At 36.0% G+C, this 15,147-nt stretch carries 16 protein-coding genes; 7 read left to right on the forward strand and 9 right to left on the reverse strand.

The genetic code is table 11. The annotated features are described in order from the left end of the window. Positions 1–28 precede the first annotated feature (28 nt). Positions 29–565 (forward strand): hypothetical protein, encoded by a 537-nt coding sequence (locus ACFE0M_RS06845; protein ID WP_434545005.1) that lies wholly within the window; start codon positions 29–31, stop codon positions 563–565. Here ACFE0M_RS06845 and ACFE0M_RS06850 read toward each other — a convergent pair. The 6 genes from ACFE0M_RS06850 to ACFE0M_RS06875 form a co-directional block, all read right to left on the reverse strand. Further along, on the reverse strand, positions 560–1,717 hold the full coding sequence (locus tag ACFE0M_RS06850; protein ID WP_434545006.1) for a 1-acyl-sn-glycerol-3-phosphate acyltransferase: 1,158 nt from the start codon (positions 1,715–1,717) through the stop codon (positions 560–562). The two genes, ACFE0M_RS06845 and ACFE0M_RS06850, sit on opposite strands and share 6 nt — an antisense overlap. 290 nt (positions 1,718–2,007) lie before the next feature. After that, positions 2,008–4,938, reverse strand: a complete 2,931-nt coding sequence (locus ACFE0M_RS06855; RefSeq protein WP_434545007.1) for a T9SS type A sorting domain-containing protein — start codon at positions 4,936–4,938, stop codon at positions 2,008–2,010. Positions 4,939–4,966: 28 nt separating this feature from the next. Then, a complete protein-coding gene (locus ACFE0M_RS06860; RefSeq protein WP_434545008.1) occupies positions 4,967–5,581 on the reverse strand; it encodes a hypothetical protein in 615 nt (204 codons plus the stop codon). A gap of 168 nt (positions 5,582–5,749) precedes the next feature. Beyond that, a complete protein-coding gene (locus ACFE0M_RS06865; protein ID WP_434545009.1) occupies positions 5,750–6,079 on the reverse strand; it encodes a hypothetical protein in 330 nt (109 codons plus the stop codon). Positions 6,080–6,159: 80 nt separating this feature from the next. Next, on the reverse strand, positions 6,160–6,585 hold the full coding sequence (locus ACFE0M_RS06870) for a hypothetical protein (protein WP_434545010.1): 426 nt from the start codon (positions 6,583–6,585) through the stop codon (positions 6,160–6,162). Positions 6,586–6,613: 28 nt separating this feature from the next. Then, entirely contained in the window at positions 6,614–7,066 is a 453-nt protein-coding gene (locus tag ACFE0M_RS06875) for a lipocalin family protein (protein ID WP_434545011.1), read from the reverse strand. A gap of 257 nt (positions 7,067–7,323) precedes the next feature. Here ACFE0M_RS06875 and ACFE0M_RS06880 point away from each other — a divergent pair, with 257 nt between their 5' ends. Genes ACFE0M_RS06880 through map form a run of 4 tightly spaced genes read left to right on the forward strand, consistent with a single transcriptional unit; the run spans position 7,324 to position 9,087 of the window. Further along, entirely contained in the window at positions 7,324–7,551 is a 228-nt protein-coding gene (locus ACFE0M_RS06880; protein WP_434545012.1) for a hypothetical protein, read from the forward strand. 42 nt (positions 7,552–7,593) lie between these two features. After that, positions 7,594–7,896, forward strand: a complete 303-nt coding sequence (locus tag ACFE0M_RS06885; RefSeq protein WP_434545013.1) for a hypothetical protein — start codon at positions 7,594–7,596, stop codon at positions 7,894–7,896. Position 7,897: 1 nt separating this feature from the next. Then, positions 7,898–8,299, forward strand: a complete 402-nt coding sequence (locus ACFE0M_RS06890; RefSeq protein ID WP_434545014.1) for a BT0820 family HAD-type phosphatase — start codon at positions 7,898–7,900, stop codon at positions 8,297–8,299. Next, a complete protein-coding gene (map, locus tag ACFE0M_RS06895; protein WP_434545015.1) occupies positions 8,296–9,087 on the forward strand; it encodes a type I methionyl aminopeptidase in 792 nt (263 codons plus the stop codon). The genes ACFE0M_RS06890 and map overlap by 4 nt, the downstream gene beginning before the upstream one ends. Positions 9,088–9,407: 320 nt before the next feature. Here map and ACFE0M_RS06900 read toward each other — a convergent pair whose 3' ends face one another. From ACFE0M_RS06900 to ACFE0M_RS06910, 3 genes are all read right to left on the reverse strand, one after another. After that, positions 9,408–9,803 carry a VOC family protein gene (locus ACFE0M_RS06900; protein WP_434545016.1) on the reverse strand — a complete coding sequence of 132 codons (396 nt, stop codon included), beginning with the start codon at positions 9,801–9,803 and terminating at the stop codon, positions 9,408–9,410. 638 nt (positions 9,804–10,441) lie between these two features. Then, the gene (locus ACFE0M_RS06905) at positions 10,442–11,491 is read right to left on the reverse strand and encodes a lysylphosphatidylglycerol synthase transmembrane domain-containing protein (protein ID WP_434545017.1); all 1,050 of its coding nucleotides are present in this window, start codon (positions 11,489–11,491) and stop codon (positions 10,442–10,444) included. Continuing rightward, complete coding sequence (locus ACFE0M_RS06910; protein WP_434545018.1) at positions 11,488–12,234, reverse strand: segregation and condensation protein A; 747 nt, start codon at positions 12,232–12,234, stop codon at positions 11,488–11,490. Before ACFE0M_RS06910 ends, ACFE0M_RS06905 begins: the two co-directional genes overlap by 4 nt. A gap of 179 nt (positions 12,235–12,413) precedes the next feature. On the opposite strand from ACFE0M_RS06910, the gene dxs reads away from it, so the two are divergent. Both dxs and ACFE0M_RS06920 read left to right on the forward strand, forming a co-directional pair. Continuing rightward, complete coding sequence (gene dxs, locus ACFE0M_RS06915; protein WP_434545019.1) at positions 12,414–14,339, forward strand: 1-deoxy-D-xylulose-5-phosphate synthase; 1,926 nt, start codon at positions 12,414–12,416, stop codon at positions 14,337–14,339. Then, positions 14,336–15,109 (forward strand): alpha/beta fold hydrolase, encoded by a 774-nt coding sequence (locus ACFE0M_RS06920; protein ID WP_434545020.1) that lies wholly within the window; start codon positions 14,336–14,338, stop codon positions 15,107–15,109. The genes dxs and ACFE0M_RS06920 overlap by 4 nt, the downstream gene beginning before the upstream one ends. Positions 15,110–15,147 lie beyond the last annotated feature (38 nt).

Here is a 15,147-nt window from a genome sequence, read left to right on the forward strand (position 1 = left end):
AGTTTTGTTAAACCAAATAATTTATTTTATGAAGATTAATTTTTTAATTTTTATTGCTGTCACTTTATTTTTGAGCAGTTGTAATATTCAAGAAAATATAGATGATATCACCACTTTTAATATCTCGAACTCTGCTGAATTTACGGTACCTTCTTCCTCAGGAGTGAATTTACCAATTGATTTGGGAACCCCAGATGTAAGCACTTCTTCTCAACAAAGCTTTGAGAATAATAATACTCGTGCAGATTTAGTGGAAAATGTGAACTTAAGCGAGTTGACGCTTACAATAACTAGTCCAAATGACAGGACTTTTTCCTTTTTGAAAAGTTTGGAAATTTATATTTCAAATGAAAGTGAAGGCTCAACCTTGATTGCTGAAATTCAAGATGTTCCTGAAAATGCAGGAAGTGAATTAGAATTAGAAACCACAGGTGCCAATTTGGATGAATATATAAAGGAAGATAGTTATGACTTGCAATATGAAATAGTGACAAGGGAAACTATGAATTCCGATACAGATATTCGTTCTGATATGGTATTTGAAGTGAGAGCGAAGGTATTATAAATCGCTCTCAACCATTCCCTCCACCTTCATTTTGTTTCTGACAGGATTGGCATACATGGCCAAAAGAGGGTCTTTTAATTCATTGAAATTAGCAGAAAATGAGTGGGCTTGCTTTTGTAAGTAGGCTTCAAAGTTTTCTGCTTCTTCTTTTGTGTAATGGTCGGCAAACCTTTCCTCATACAACCAATCATAAGCTATGAAATTGTTAGGCCACAACTTATAACTTTTATGCACACGCTCATCAATTAGATCGGCCAAAGCCTGCATTTGATCATTTTTATTCTTGATTTCACGAATTTCCTTTAATTTCTCATCCACAATTTTCCCTATAGAAATATGAACTCTCCCTTTCACTCCCGTTATTCCTGCAATCATACTTTGTAAGTCATCTTCGGGCGTTTTTTCTATGGTTTTACCAGCTAATTTTGAAGCTACCTCCCTGGCTTTTAACACATCACAAGGATCATATTCATAAGAAATCGCCATGGGGGCTATTCTCAAAGGAGAATAATTCTCATAAAAATCCTTACCTCCACTTAATCCAATCATTTTCAATAAGCCTTGTTGTGTTTGATCATCTCCATCTTTGGTTCTGCCTTCTCGCTGGGCAATCCAAATGGATGTTTTTCTTTCTAGAATAGTATGGCGAATGTAAGATGACAAGGTCTGGGAATAGGAATACATTTCCCTAGGCGGAATATTTCGGTTGACTATAAAATTCTTATTCAGTTTTGCCAAGTCGGTTACCCATTGATTCACTAGAAGATTATTTCCAATGGCCACTTCTGTTGTATCTACACCTAATTCAAAAAGTAATACATTTAGAATAGTAGAGTCCAACACTATATCCCGGTGATTGGAAATAAAAAGATAAGATTTATCAGGATTGATTTTATCAAAACCGTCATGAGAAATACCTTCCGAGCTGCTATCTAAGACCCTTCTGGCAGTGGGATACATCATCACTTTTTGGAAATCTTTCACGCTTTTCACATCACCCAAGGCCTCCTTCAACTGCCCTGTTGATTTATCGGGGAAAACTCTTTTAGTCACTTGATCAAAAAATGGATGCTGAATCAAGCGCTGAACGGCTTCATTCACTTCTGAATCATTATAAGGTCTAATCGAATCAAATGCTTCCAAATACTCCATAGATAAAAAATAGAAACACGAAATAAGCGAAATTTATGATAAAAACCGTGATTTTATGAAAAAATGGCGGAAAAAGTCGAATTACAGTCTAAAATTAAATTAATAAAGATTACGATTAAAGTGATTTAATGGAGGTATTAAAGGTGAGGATTCAATTTTAAAAAAGCAATTGACATGCTTTATGTTATGCAACGTAAACTATTAAGGCTCCAATGAAGAACATTTTTTTAATACAATGCCCAAATCCCACTATTGGTAGTAGTCAGACTTGGGCATTCAGGTAATACGATTTATTGCTTTAATATCTTAGCAATTTGTTGTTTATCTTTGTGGCTCACCACTATCCTGTACATTCCTTTTGGCAGTTTCTTCATATCAATATCGTGGCAAATGCTATTGCTTTCTGCCTCATAAACTACCTTTCCGTATTGATTATTCAAGCTGATTTTATAAGTGTCATTCGAACGTAAATCAAAAGTTGTAGGCTCCATCTCAACTGTAAGGGTTTCCTCAACCGGATTTGGGGAATAAGTAAAATAGCATACCGGGCTACCACAGTCATCACCACTAACTGTCACATATTTTGAACGATAATTGGAAACACCACATTCATTATTAGCACGAGCCGCAACATAGCCACTGGAACTACCTGTTACCAATAAAACCTGATTGCTAGTGGTAGAGGAAGTATGATGGAAACTCCAACCTGAAGGAATATTCCATGTATAGCTACTTGCTTCTTCTTGGGCGGGAACCGAATAATATTCCCATGCATTGGGCACAACATCAGTTGAGCCTTGAACTGGTGATGGATCGGCTGGTCTTCCTACCCAAACTTTTTTCGTCAAACTAGTGCCATCCGCAAAATTTGCAGTAATGTATTTATTACCACGAAAGCTACTACTTGCTTCCTTTACTGTAATATTGCTTGAACTACTACTCATAATATTTAAGTTAGTAGTAGTGTTCCAAGAGGTAACAGGGCTGCCTAATTTGCAATTTCCAAAGGAATAAGTTTTCAACTGATTGTAGCAAAGCCTCTCACTTCCAGCTAAATCTTGTTGAAACAATCTTACTACTGGCGCTTGGGGATTTCCATTTATCTCTTCCATTATCCAATCTACATTTTCACTCGTTACAGTAATATGCTGTTGATTATTTTCTGGAGCATAATAGCTGTCAAATGGAGTTTCACCTGTACACACCAAATTTCTGTTTAAGGCATTTGACCAATTATAATTAGGATTCTCTAAAGCTAAAGCACTTACTGTAGGGATAAATGTATGATTTGGTAGATGATAATCAGAAGTGATGTTTAGATCTTTTTCATTGAAGCCATCTATAAATTTATCACGCATTATCTTGCCTGTATTGTTGTAAGCACCAGCTGTTACATCCATTGAACCGTTTGGATTTGCATTAGTGGTTTCAGTTTCGATCCATGTAATTCCTGCAGATGGCTCCCACCAAGAAGCTGCTCCAACAGTACCCTTAAATGTCCTGTTTTTAACATTATGTGCTTTCATAAAGTTGGTAACCACCTCAGCTACTTTGACACCTAATGCTTTACCTTTCAAATCAAGGAATTTCTGACCCAGTGAATTGTTGCCTTTACCCAAGGTAGTTCCATTTAAAAGGGAAACTTTTCTTAAATTAACTGGAAAGCCATTGGAACCTGACAACCCATTATTCTCAAGTTTAGTCATAAATTGTTGCCTGAAATTTGCCGTATTGTTCAATGCTCCAAATTGCTCTATAAGCATTTGCTTGGCTGCTGTTGAAGTAAGTACTTTTTCAAAGGTTTCCGTTGCATCTTCATTCCCACCCGCATAAGCAAAAAAATGCAAAGCCTGATGAATGGCAATAGGTATATTCGCCCCTAAATGTGGACTGTCAAAACTTACCCATAGCCTTGTATTATGATCCATATTGTGCTTTTCCATATAGGCCAGGGCATAGCGGCTAATTAAACCGCCCATACTCGGGCCTACCACCACTAATTCTTCAGAAGAACTATTATTGGACAATTCATTATTTACCCTTTGAATTAAGGCTATTAATACCATAGCATTACGCTCTATGAAATCACCACCAGCCTGTATGTATTGCCCTGTTTCATCAGCTTGATATCTTGGATGATTTACAATGATTACATCGTAGCCATCTTCTCTTAGATCAAATATTAAATCACCATTATTATTATTCCCATACCTCATTAATTCTAATATACTAGGTTGTTCAGGATCATGCCCAGGATCACTATCATTGATTTGTCTTTCATCCAATGGATCAAATCCATCCAAAATAATAATGGGTTTCTGCAAACTAGGACTTGTATTTCCATTAGCCGTTCTGTAGAAAGTTCGGTATTCATTTTTACCTTTAATAGCTACAGATTCATCATAGCCTTTAAAAGCAATATTAGCTTTTATATTATGATCCTCTACTAATGGATCGTTTATAATTACCTTTTCAATGGTTTGAATTTCGCTATATGTAGTGATTTCTTCTTGATTCTTTAAGGTAACCTTAAACTGTAGTATTTTTTTACCCAGGCTTTGATATTTAACGGTAATACTTTCGTTTGTATATTTTCCGTTTCGGATTACATATTGCTCCACACCATTTCCAAAATCTACCTTTAGTTCTTGGATAACAGAATTTTGTTTTTGCAATTGAAAATCCTCAATGAAATTAAAAGTGATTTCATTTCCATACACTTTTTCTTTCATCGGGGTTAACATGACTATTCTTTTCTCATCATATAATGGTTTGCCCTTAATGGCTTCTAACTTACCATTTTTAATTTTAAAATTTTTCTTTTTTCCTTTTTCATCATTTTTAATAATGATCTGAAATGGCATGTGAATCAAGCCCATAATAACCTCATCGGGTTTCTCATTTGCTTTCAAAGCATTATTAAGTTTTTGAAAATCCTCAAAATCAGGATTGTAGCTGGCATTATACAATTCACTCCAAGCTTGTCGGAATAATTTGAAATTTGCAGTATCTTGCTTTGCATTAAACTGATCAAGTTGAGCAAAAGGGACTACCCTGTCGTATAAAATCCCTGTTTCTATTTTAGATTTGTCCAAGTTTTCAAATAGGCTGTCCATCTTTTGAACATACCCAATTTTCCTGTGTTCGGATGCTTTTTTTGTTTGTGCATTTAAATTAAGGCAAAGGCTCACCATAAGAGCCAAAATCATTGACTTTTTCATAATTGTAAGGTTTTAGTTTATTAAAAATTTATTCTTCTTCGTTTAATCTACTCCAATTAATATCAAAACGTCCATCGGTTACTGAAATAGTATCAGAAAGTGGATCAGATTCTTTTACCACATCAAATTCAAATGTTCCTGAGATAATTGTATTGATGGTATCATATCTATCGATTACAATACTCCCCGCCCCTTCGAAGGACAGGTATCTTTTTCCAGTAGTTTCCCCATCGTATGAAATTACAATTGCATGATTTGGGCTATTATTTTCATAAAGAGTACTTCCTGTACTGTTTCCTAACTCATATTCACCTGCTACTTCTAGCTCTGGGATATATAAAAAAATATAATCCCCACCTTCATCTTGTGCATTTAAAACTCTAATAAAAAAATAACTTTTAACAGGGTTTTCACCAGCATGTGGATTTCCTGCAATTAAACCCTTCCTAGAACCCACAAATAAACTCGGGTCACCGTCCTTCGGCACTAAAACCTCCCCATCAATTTTGCAACCGAAAGTATTCAAGCCTTCTTGTGTGATAGGAGGCAGTTCGTCTTCCACTTTTATATCTTCTTTTTGGCAAGAAGAGGCTATTAAAATAAAGGCTAAAAGGATAAGTAAGCAATTGAAATGACTTTTCATGTGGTTAGGTTTTGATTTCATTATTGAAGTTAATTAAAATTTTATTACATACAAAAGTTTTTTATGACTTTTTGATTATACTATTTAAGATTGAGATGTCCATTATCTTACATAAAATTAAAATCTTTCGCATCATCCCAAATTTAGGTTTACTACAAGCCTCCCATATCACACTATAGCTTTTCGATTTTCAACTATTTCAATTTCCTTATAACCAGGCTCTCTCCAGCCACAATTCCATGTTGATTCCAAAAACTTATAGCTCAATACAACTTCGAGGCTATCTATCATAAAAGCCGAATCCAAGTTAACAGGGGCGTGAAAATTTTGATCATGGTGTATTAACCACCCACAGCCATCAACTGCGGGACTCCCATCATAGATCACCAAAGCTGAAATATTACGCTGTTCTGCAGGAACCTCGTCAAGTGGGGATTGACTTTCGCAGCTAATTACAAATAAAATAGTGCAAATAAGAAAGGTATTAAACTGCGACAAAGGGATGTAAGGTCAGTAAAAGTCAGTTTATCCATTTAGCGGTCTTTTTTGATTGTTTATTTAAAAATTTAGAAATGAAATCACTCTTTTGGTAAAAAGTGCATGGTATTATTACCTACATAATTTAATATCAACTCATTATTTTCAAGCTCATAAGGCATAGCATATTTCTCACCATTCCAGCTTTGATTTAGCGCATCATAAAACCGCTCTTCCCATTCTGTACCAATCATCTCTGATCCATTAAGCGTAAATAATAATGAGTCACCCATTATCCTATAATTTCCAAGAATCTCGTTATTACCAGCCATCCCTTCATAGGTACTATCTGATTTAAAATTCCAATATACAGGCTTACCATCATTGGGGTCATTAATCCGTCCATTTTCTTCAGTTTGGTAATAGGCCAATTGCCAAGAACCAATTGGTTCTTTGGAATTTTGCACTGGATTCTCCTCTTCACAACCAACCCCTAAAAACAGCACCAGGCAGGTTACTATTAACATTTTCATAATCAATTTTACTAAAATCAACTCACTCTTTTGGCAAAAAATGCATGTTATCATTACCCACATAATTAAAGATCAACTCATTATTTTCAATCGTATATGGTATAGCAAGGGCTTCACCATTCCAACTATCTCTTAGTGCATTATTAAACCGCTCTTCCCATTCTGTAACTTTTAACTCTGTCACCGCGGCATCCATTAAAATTAATTGATCACCCTCAACTTTGAATTTGCCATGCTCAATGAAATTATAACCTGCCATCCCTTCAAAGGTGCTATCTGCTTTAAAAGTCAAATATACAGGCTTGCTATCATTGGGGTCTTCAATCCGACCATTTTCCTCAGTCAGGTAATAAGCCAATTGCCAGGAACCAATAAGATCATTAAAGTTTTCTATGGGGTCTTCCTCATCACACCCGGCCCCTATAATAAGCACTAGACAAATCATTGAAATAGATTTCATTAGATTTATCATCATTTCATGTTTTAATTAAAGTTATCCTAAAAGTGCAAAATAAAGACACTACAAACAAATGTTTATAATGACAAATTAATGATTCAAATACTAAAAGTTAGGTCATATAGATACTAGATTTGAGTCCATTTCATAAGCAACCTCATTCAATAATTCCATGATCATTCCACTAGTTAAAAAACTTCACAAACTATTAACAAACACTTAATAATAAGTCGTTTATAAATTCCTACATTTGTAAAAATACAAAATCTAGAGCAATGCTAAAAGCAAGTCCTAATTTCCACCAAGGCATTAATTTTATTCAAATCTCCAGTTTGCCTTACGAGCAACAAGAGCTTTTTGAAAGCTGGGTCCCCCAATCTGCTATGATGAAGTTGGAAATCAACAACATCACCCTATCTGATTGCGTGGAGTATCAAGATTATGCCTATTGGTTCGATTTCCAATATCAGAATCATAATTCCGTATTGGAATCTAGTCTTTAATAATCCCGATTGAATTCATAGCTTTGTGGTAAATGCCAATCAATGGATTACCAAAAAGAACTCATTACCGTTTCCCAGAAATTAATCCCTGATTTTGAAATCAGCCAGGAAGAATCATTCCACAAACAAAGCTTTATTGATAAGCTAAGTCCCTATATTTCCCATTTATTAGATACTGACTTTCAAAAACTGGTGCAGATAATGTACCGCATTGATGTGTCGGAAAAAGAATTTGCCTTAACTTTGCAGCCTGGTCAAATAGATATTCCTGCAAAACTTGCAGAAATGATCTATGAAAGATTATGCTTAAAAGCTAAAATCAGAGCAGAGTACAAGGATAAATGATATGCTGAAAATTGCAGTTGACTTTGATGGTACAATAGTGGAAGACCGATACCCAGGTATTGGAAAACCTCAATTATTTGCTTTTGAAACTTTAAAAGCTTTGCAACAACAGCAACACCAACTAATTTTGTGGACGGTGCGTGAAGGAAAGGCTTTACAGGAGGCATTAGATTTTTGCAAAAAGTATGGGGTAGAATTTTATGCAGTAAATAAAAATTTTCCAGAAGAGGTTCTGGAACCGGAGCAAAGTCGAAAACTTAATGTTGATTTTTTCATTGATGACCGAAATATAGGCGGATTTCTAGGATGGAGTAAAGTCTGGGAACTATTAGGCAACAATCCGGTTGAATACACACTTCCTAAAAAAAGCTTTTGGGAAAAACTTAAAGAATTATTCAGATGATTCATTTGAAAACAAAAGAAGAAATTGAATTGATGCGCAAAAGCGCATTATTGGTATCCAAAACCTTAGGTCTAATGGCCGAATTATTAGAGCCTGGAGTTACTACTTTGGAATTGGATAAAAAAGCAGAGGAATATATTAGAGATAATGGTGGCGTACCTGGCTTCTTAGGCCTATATGACTTTCCCAATACACTATGTATGAGTCCTAATGAACAGGTTGTGCATGGCTTTCCAAATAAAGAACCACTAAAAGAAGGCGACATCATATCTATAGATTGTGGCGTAGTCATGAATGGATTTTATGGTGACCACGCCTATACATTTGCTGTAGGAGACGTGAAACCAGAGATAGAGAAATTATTGAAAGTTACCAAAGAGTCTTTGTATTTAGGTATAGAAGAATGTAAAGCAGGAAACAGAATTGGTGACATTGGATTTGCTATTCAGCAACATGCCGAAAAACATGGCTACGGAGTGGTAAGAGAGCTAGTTGGTCATGGTCTAGGCAGAAAAATGCACGAATCTCCTGAAGTTCCTAATTATGGAAAAAGAGGTCGGGGAGCCAAACTAAAAGAAGGCATGGTCTTGGCCATTGAGCCTATGATTAATTTGGGCGGAAGAAGTATTAAGCAATTAGCTGATGGCTGGTCAATTGTTACGGCTGACAATAGATATTCGGCTCATTTTGAGCATGATGTAGCGATAGTAGATGGAAAACCTGATATACTTTCCACATTTGATTATGTAGAAGAAGCTTTAAAGAAAAAAGGTGCCCTTTTAGTTTAATTACGAATGGGGTAATTACGAATTGAGTGATTACGAATTATGCTCAGAAATACCAGACATAACCCACGAAATCATTAATACAGGAAACCTATCAGGTTTTCATTAGTTAATTTAGCAGATCATAGCTATTTAATAATCAGTCTGTAAACAGAAACCTGACAGGTTTTTTTATGATTTCTCAAGTTGGCGCATGTGTTTCGCGTGTGCCTATCCTCCCACTAACCTTCTGATTTTTTTATTAGGACAGCTATAATTAGCGGTAAAAAACCTTAAAACCGGTCCACCCTTTCAGATGTTTTCACTTGAAAGTTTTACTACCCTCAAGCCTTCTCCCATAGCCCTGTAGGCACTATCTCCAAAACATGCCCTTCAGGATCTTCAAAATAAGCAGAAAGTTTCCCGTTTGGCCATTCATGCTCGTAGGTAATAGTGATGCCTTTCTCTTCCAGTTCTGCCTTAGCGGTATCATAATCATTAGCCGGGACTTCAAAGGCAATATGTTGCTTTCCTCTGGCAAAATGGGGTGGCGGTACATCTTGATCTTCGCTGAATGCAGGATTAAAACATAACAAAACAGAGCTTCCGGAACGGAAGAAAATCAATTTCTCAGGTGCATGGGTAATAATGGGTAAGCCCAATTTTCCATTATAAAATTCCTTAGCTTTTTCTAAGTCTTTAATGTAGAGACAAGTCTCTTTAATCTGATTGATTTGCATAAAATCAATTTATGGAATTTTGATTATAATTACCAATCAACTCTAAGAAATGTCGGACATTGATATTTCTAGCCTGATAAGTCAATCTGTTCAATTTTTTTGCAAATATTAAAGCTGATAGCTACAATTGAATGTCAGACATTGGGGTTTAACTAGATGATTAATGTACCGAATTTTTCAAAGCCTGACATAAATACGGGAAGTCCTTAAATGAAGCTTTTGCAATCGCATTTTATATCAGCTTCCTTTGAGGAAATTTCATAGAAGCGACCTTATATTTTCATGCAATTGTTATAACAAAAAAAGTATATGACCGATATCTGAGGAAAATCCAATAGCGGTTAGACAGTGGAAAACCGTCAAACCGTATCTACACTACGTTGGTGCAGGCCCAATGTCGTTACGTTAAGCTATTATAAAGCCTCATCCTTCTTACAAGTGAGAGAGCAAATGTTGTTCCCTTGCCCCTGGTTGTGTCTCCACAATCAGTTTGCAGCATATTTCTATGCTTTCCTGTCTGCATTTGTGAAGACACAAATGCTGGCGGAATAAGAAAAGCAGTATGCCATAACTTAACGACATTGGGCGAAAGCATGTCACGTGTGCCTAGGGAATCCCGACACCTACCATAACCTATATTACTTCTTCTTCTTAAAAACCCTTGCTATCCATCTTGGCAATACTATTGCTCCTAAAAACAGATACGGATAATAAGTCATAAGGCGCCAGAAAATATTAGTGATAAAGGTGACCGAGCCCAAATCTTCCTTGAAGAATTGAGTAAATATAAACTCAGCCGTTCCGCTACTGCCAGGAGTTGGAGAAACCAACATGGTAATCCAAATAACTACGTGTCGGGCAAAAATCACGATATGATCGAAAAAACTTTGATTGGAAAATGCTTCTATCACACAATTCAACATAGCATAACGAGCGGTCCATATAAAAATAGTGGAAAGCGATATCTTTAACCAATAAGAAAAGTCCCTGCCTCTTAGCTCTTTGGAAGCCATCATGATTTCAGAGCCTTGTTCATAAGCTCCTTGTCTCCATCTTCTAAGAAATTTAATTGAGGTTATTTTAAGCAATATCCACCTAAACCATCTTGGATTAACCAAAACCGCAAAGGCCATTACAAAAGTGTAAACTGCAATAAGAGAATAGCTTATAATAAAAAGTGTTGGTAAACTTCTTCCCAATTGTGTCTCTATCATGGAGTTTTGAGGGAAGATATATCCTGAGGCTATCAAATAGACAACAGGTGCCATCACCACAAAATACAAATTGTCAAAAATGGCTGTGATCATGGTATATGCCAATGCCTTCCCAAGTTTCAAGCCTTCTTTCATGAGAATAAAAACGGCCACTGCCGTTCCTCCTACTACCGAAGGAGTAACAGCTGAAGCAAATTCCCACAGGATAATGACATAAATACTACTTTTCCAAGTAAGCCTTTTGCCAGTTATCATACGGATTCGATATACATAGCCGACATCCCGAGCAAATAATACAAAAAAGGCCAACGCTACAGGTAAGATTTCAGCCTCAAATATTAAAGACAGATTTTCTACTGTAACCGTATCATCTTGATAAAATAGGAAAGCAACTATCCCTACCCCCAGTAAAACAGGAATCCATACTTTGTTTGGATTAAGAGTCTTGAAAATTTTCTCCTTCTCTAACTTCATTCAGCAACTGTTTCAATTTTTTCGAGCCAAAAGTTATTAAACCCCTCTCCTACCGTAATAGTAATTAAGGCACTTTGCAACAATTCTAATATGGCCAGAAAATTAAAAATCACGGCTATTTTTTCAGGTTTCTCTTCAATAAATGTAGTAAATGCCAATTTTCCATCTCTTTCCAATTTTCCGATAATATGATCTTTTTGACCTTCGATGGTGTACGGATATTGAACCACCTTATGAGAAGGTTTGTTTTTTTCGAGTTCATAGCGGGCCATCACATCCCTAAAAACCCTTAATAATTTATATAAATCAACATTTTGTAGTTCCGCTTCTACATTGATAGTTTCAGAAAGTGATCTCACTTCTCTTTTAACATTCCCTCGTTTTTCTTTTTCCTGCATTTTACCTTCCATTTCTGAAAGTTCCTGCAATACGGACTTATACTTTTTGTATTCCAATAAATGCCTTACCAATTCATCACGTGGATCGATTTCATTTCCCTCTTCATCCATCTGAGGACGAGGCAATAACATTTTGGCTTTAATTCGCATCAGGGTTGATGCCACCAAAATAAATTCACTGGCCACTTCAATATTCATTTGTTCCAAATGTTTGAGGTAATCCAAGAAATCATTGGTGATTTTGGAAATGGGAATGTCATAAATATCCAATTCATCCCTTTCAATGAAGAAAAGGAGTAAATCAAAAGGTCCCTCAAATAGCGGAAGTTTTATTTCAAAACTCAATATTGATGATTATTTAAGTGTTCAAAGATTTCAAAGATAATCGAATTTGAAAAGATTGCAGGTGAAAGGAAGGATTTTATTGTAAATTTGCATTTATAACACAAAAAATTCAGTAATTTGTGGATTAAGAAACATTTACATCTAGTATTTGTTTTCTGCTTTAAACATATTTAATTATTATGCTTATTCAACCCGGAGAACTTTTATCAAAAATTGACAGCCCTGCTGATCTAAGGGAACTCAATCAATCTCAATTAGTCCAATTAAGCCAAGAATTAAGACAATTCATTATTGATAATGTATCGATTTATGGCGGTCACTTTGGCGCTAGTTTGGGAGTAGTAGAACTCACAACAGCTCTTCACTATGTTTTTAATACACCGGAAGACCAAGTGATTTGGGATGTTGGACATCAAGCTTATGGTCATAAAATCTTAACGGGAAGAAAAGAAAAATTCCATACAAACCGGGTTTATGGAGGAATGTCTGGTTTCCCTAAAAGAAAAGAAAGCGAATATGATGCTTTTGGTGTAGGACACTCATCTACCTCTATTTCTGCGGCTTTAGGGATGGCTTTAGCCTCTAATTTAAAAGGCGAATTTGATAAGCAACACATTGCCGTAATTGGGGATGGTGCCATGACAGGCGGAATGGCTTTTGAAGGCATGAACCATGCAGGCGCTTCAGATGCTAATATGATCATTATTTTGAATGATAATTGCATGTCAATTGACCCAAATGTTGGGGCATTAAAAGAATATTTAACGGATATCACCACATCGCACACTTATAATAGAATGCGTGATGATGTTTGGAAATTGTTAGGTAAGGTAAGCGGTTTTGGAAAAAGTGCTCAAGAGGTTGTAGGGAAATTAGAGAATAGCATTAAATCATTTCTTTTAAAGCAAAGTAACTTATTCGAGTCATTAAATTTAAGATATTTCGGTCCAGTTGATGGTCATGATGTAAATCATTTAGTTCATGTGCTGAGAGACTTGAAAGATATCCCTGGCCCAAAAGTATTGCATTGTGTAACCACCAAAGGAAAGGGGTTTGCTCCAGCAGAAAAAGACCAAACCAAATGGCACGCACCAGGAAAATTTGATAAAATAACAGGTGAAATTCAGAAAAAACCAGTAGAAAAACCATCTGCACCTAAATACCAAGAGGTTTTTGGACATACAATCGTAGAATTAGCTGAGCAAAATGAAAAAATAGTTGGAGTAACACCAGCAATGCCTTCTGGATCTTCATTAAATATTATGATGAAGGCTATGCCAGATAGAGCTTTTGATGTGGGAATTGCAGAGCAACATGCGGTTACCTTTTCAGCAGGATTGGCCACGCAAGGTTTAATTCCATTCTGTAATATCTACAGTACTTTCATGCAAAGAGGCTATGACCAGGTAATCCATGATGTTTGTATTCAAGATTTACCCGTAAACTTCTTTCTTGACAGAGCTGGTTTTGCTGGTGCTGATGGACCTACACACCATGGAAATTATGATATTGCTTACATGCGATGTATCCCGAATATGATTGTAGCTGCTCCAATGAATGAGGCGGAATTAAGAAATATGATGTTTACCTCTCAGTTGCCTAGAGATGGAAAAGCATTTACTATCCGTTATCCAAGAGGAAAGGGAGTGATGCCAGAATGGAGAACTCCTATGGAAGCCATGGAAATCGGTACTGGCAGACAAGTAAAAGAAGGGAAGGATATCGCTATTTTAAGCATAGGTCATATAGGAAATTATGCATTAGAAGCTGCCGAAAAACTTGAAAAAGAGGGTGTGGATGCGGCAGTTTTTGATATGCGATTTGTAAAACCATTGGATGAAAAATTGTTGCATGAGGTATTTTCCCAATATAAAAAGGTAATAACCATAGAAGATGGTTGCTTAATGGGAGGATTTGGTAGTGCAATACTTGAATTTATGGCAGAAAATGATTATTCTTCACAAGTGAAACGCTTGGGTATTCCGGATAGGGTTATTGAGCATGGTGAACAACATGAACTTCACGCAGAATGCAATTTCGACCCGGAAGGCATTTTTACCACAGCGCTTCAAATGGTTGAACATTCATTACATGCTAAACTATGACCATTCACTATGAAGTATCCGGAAAAGGTTATCCGGTAGTTTTTTTGCACGGTTATGGGGAAACCCATAAAATATGGAATCACTATAGGGAGAAATTATCTGATAAATATAAGGTAATCACGCCTGATTTGCCTGGTTTCGGGCAAAGTGATAGCTTGCCATACGAGCATAGCCTTGATATGGTGGCTAATTCAATCTATGACTGCCTAAAAAAACTAAATGTGCATGAATGTATCATAATGGGACATTCATTAGGAGGTTATGTTACCTTAGAAATTGCCAAGAGATTTCCCAATATTGTTTCTCATATCGGTTTAATCCACTCCTCAGCTTTGGCGGATACGGAAGAGAAAAAAGAAGGAAGAGAAAAATCAATTGAATTTATACAAAGACATGGAGTAGCTAAATTTATTGAAAGTTTTGTGCCAATGCTTTTTAGTGAAAGGCACCGGGACAGATTAAAAGATACTATCCAATCAATTGTAGAAGAGGGCAGTAAGTTACCGGAAAAAACTTTAACTGATTATATGTTGGCTATGCGTGACCGTCCTGACAGTCTAGAATTTATAAAGGAATTTGAAGGTTCAATACTGTTTGTGTATGGGGAAGAAGACAGCAGCATACCAGTTGCCTTAAGTAAATCACAAATCAAGTATATGAAACATCCATATTTGAAAAATCTTCCTGAAACCGGTCATATGGGGATGTTCGAAGAAGAGGAAGAGGTTTATCAGGCTATTTCAAAATTTATTGAAGTTACGCATAAGTAAGACAGTTGACAAATTTTAGCTAAAGCTAAAATCAGTTG

Origin of the sequence: Marivirga sp., assembly GCF_051117495.1 — a bacterium.
GTDB lineage: Bacteria > Bacteroidota > Bacteroidia > Cytophagales > Cyclobacteriaceae > Marivirga.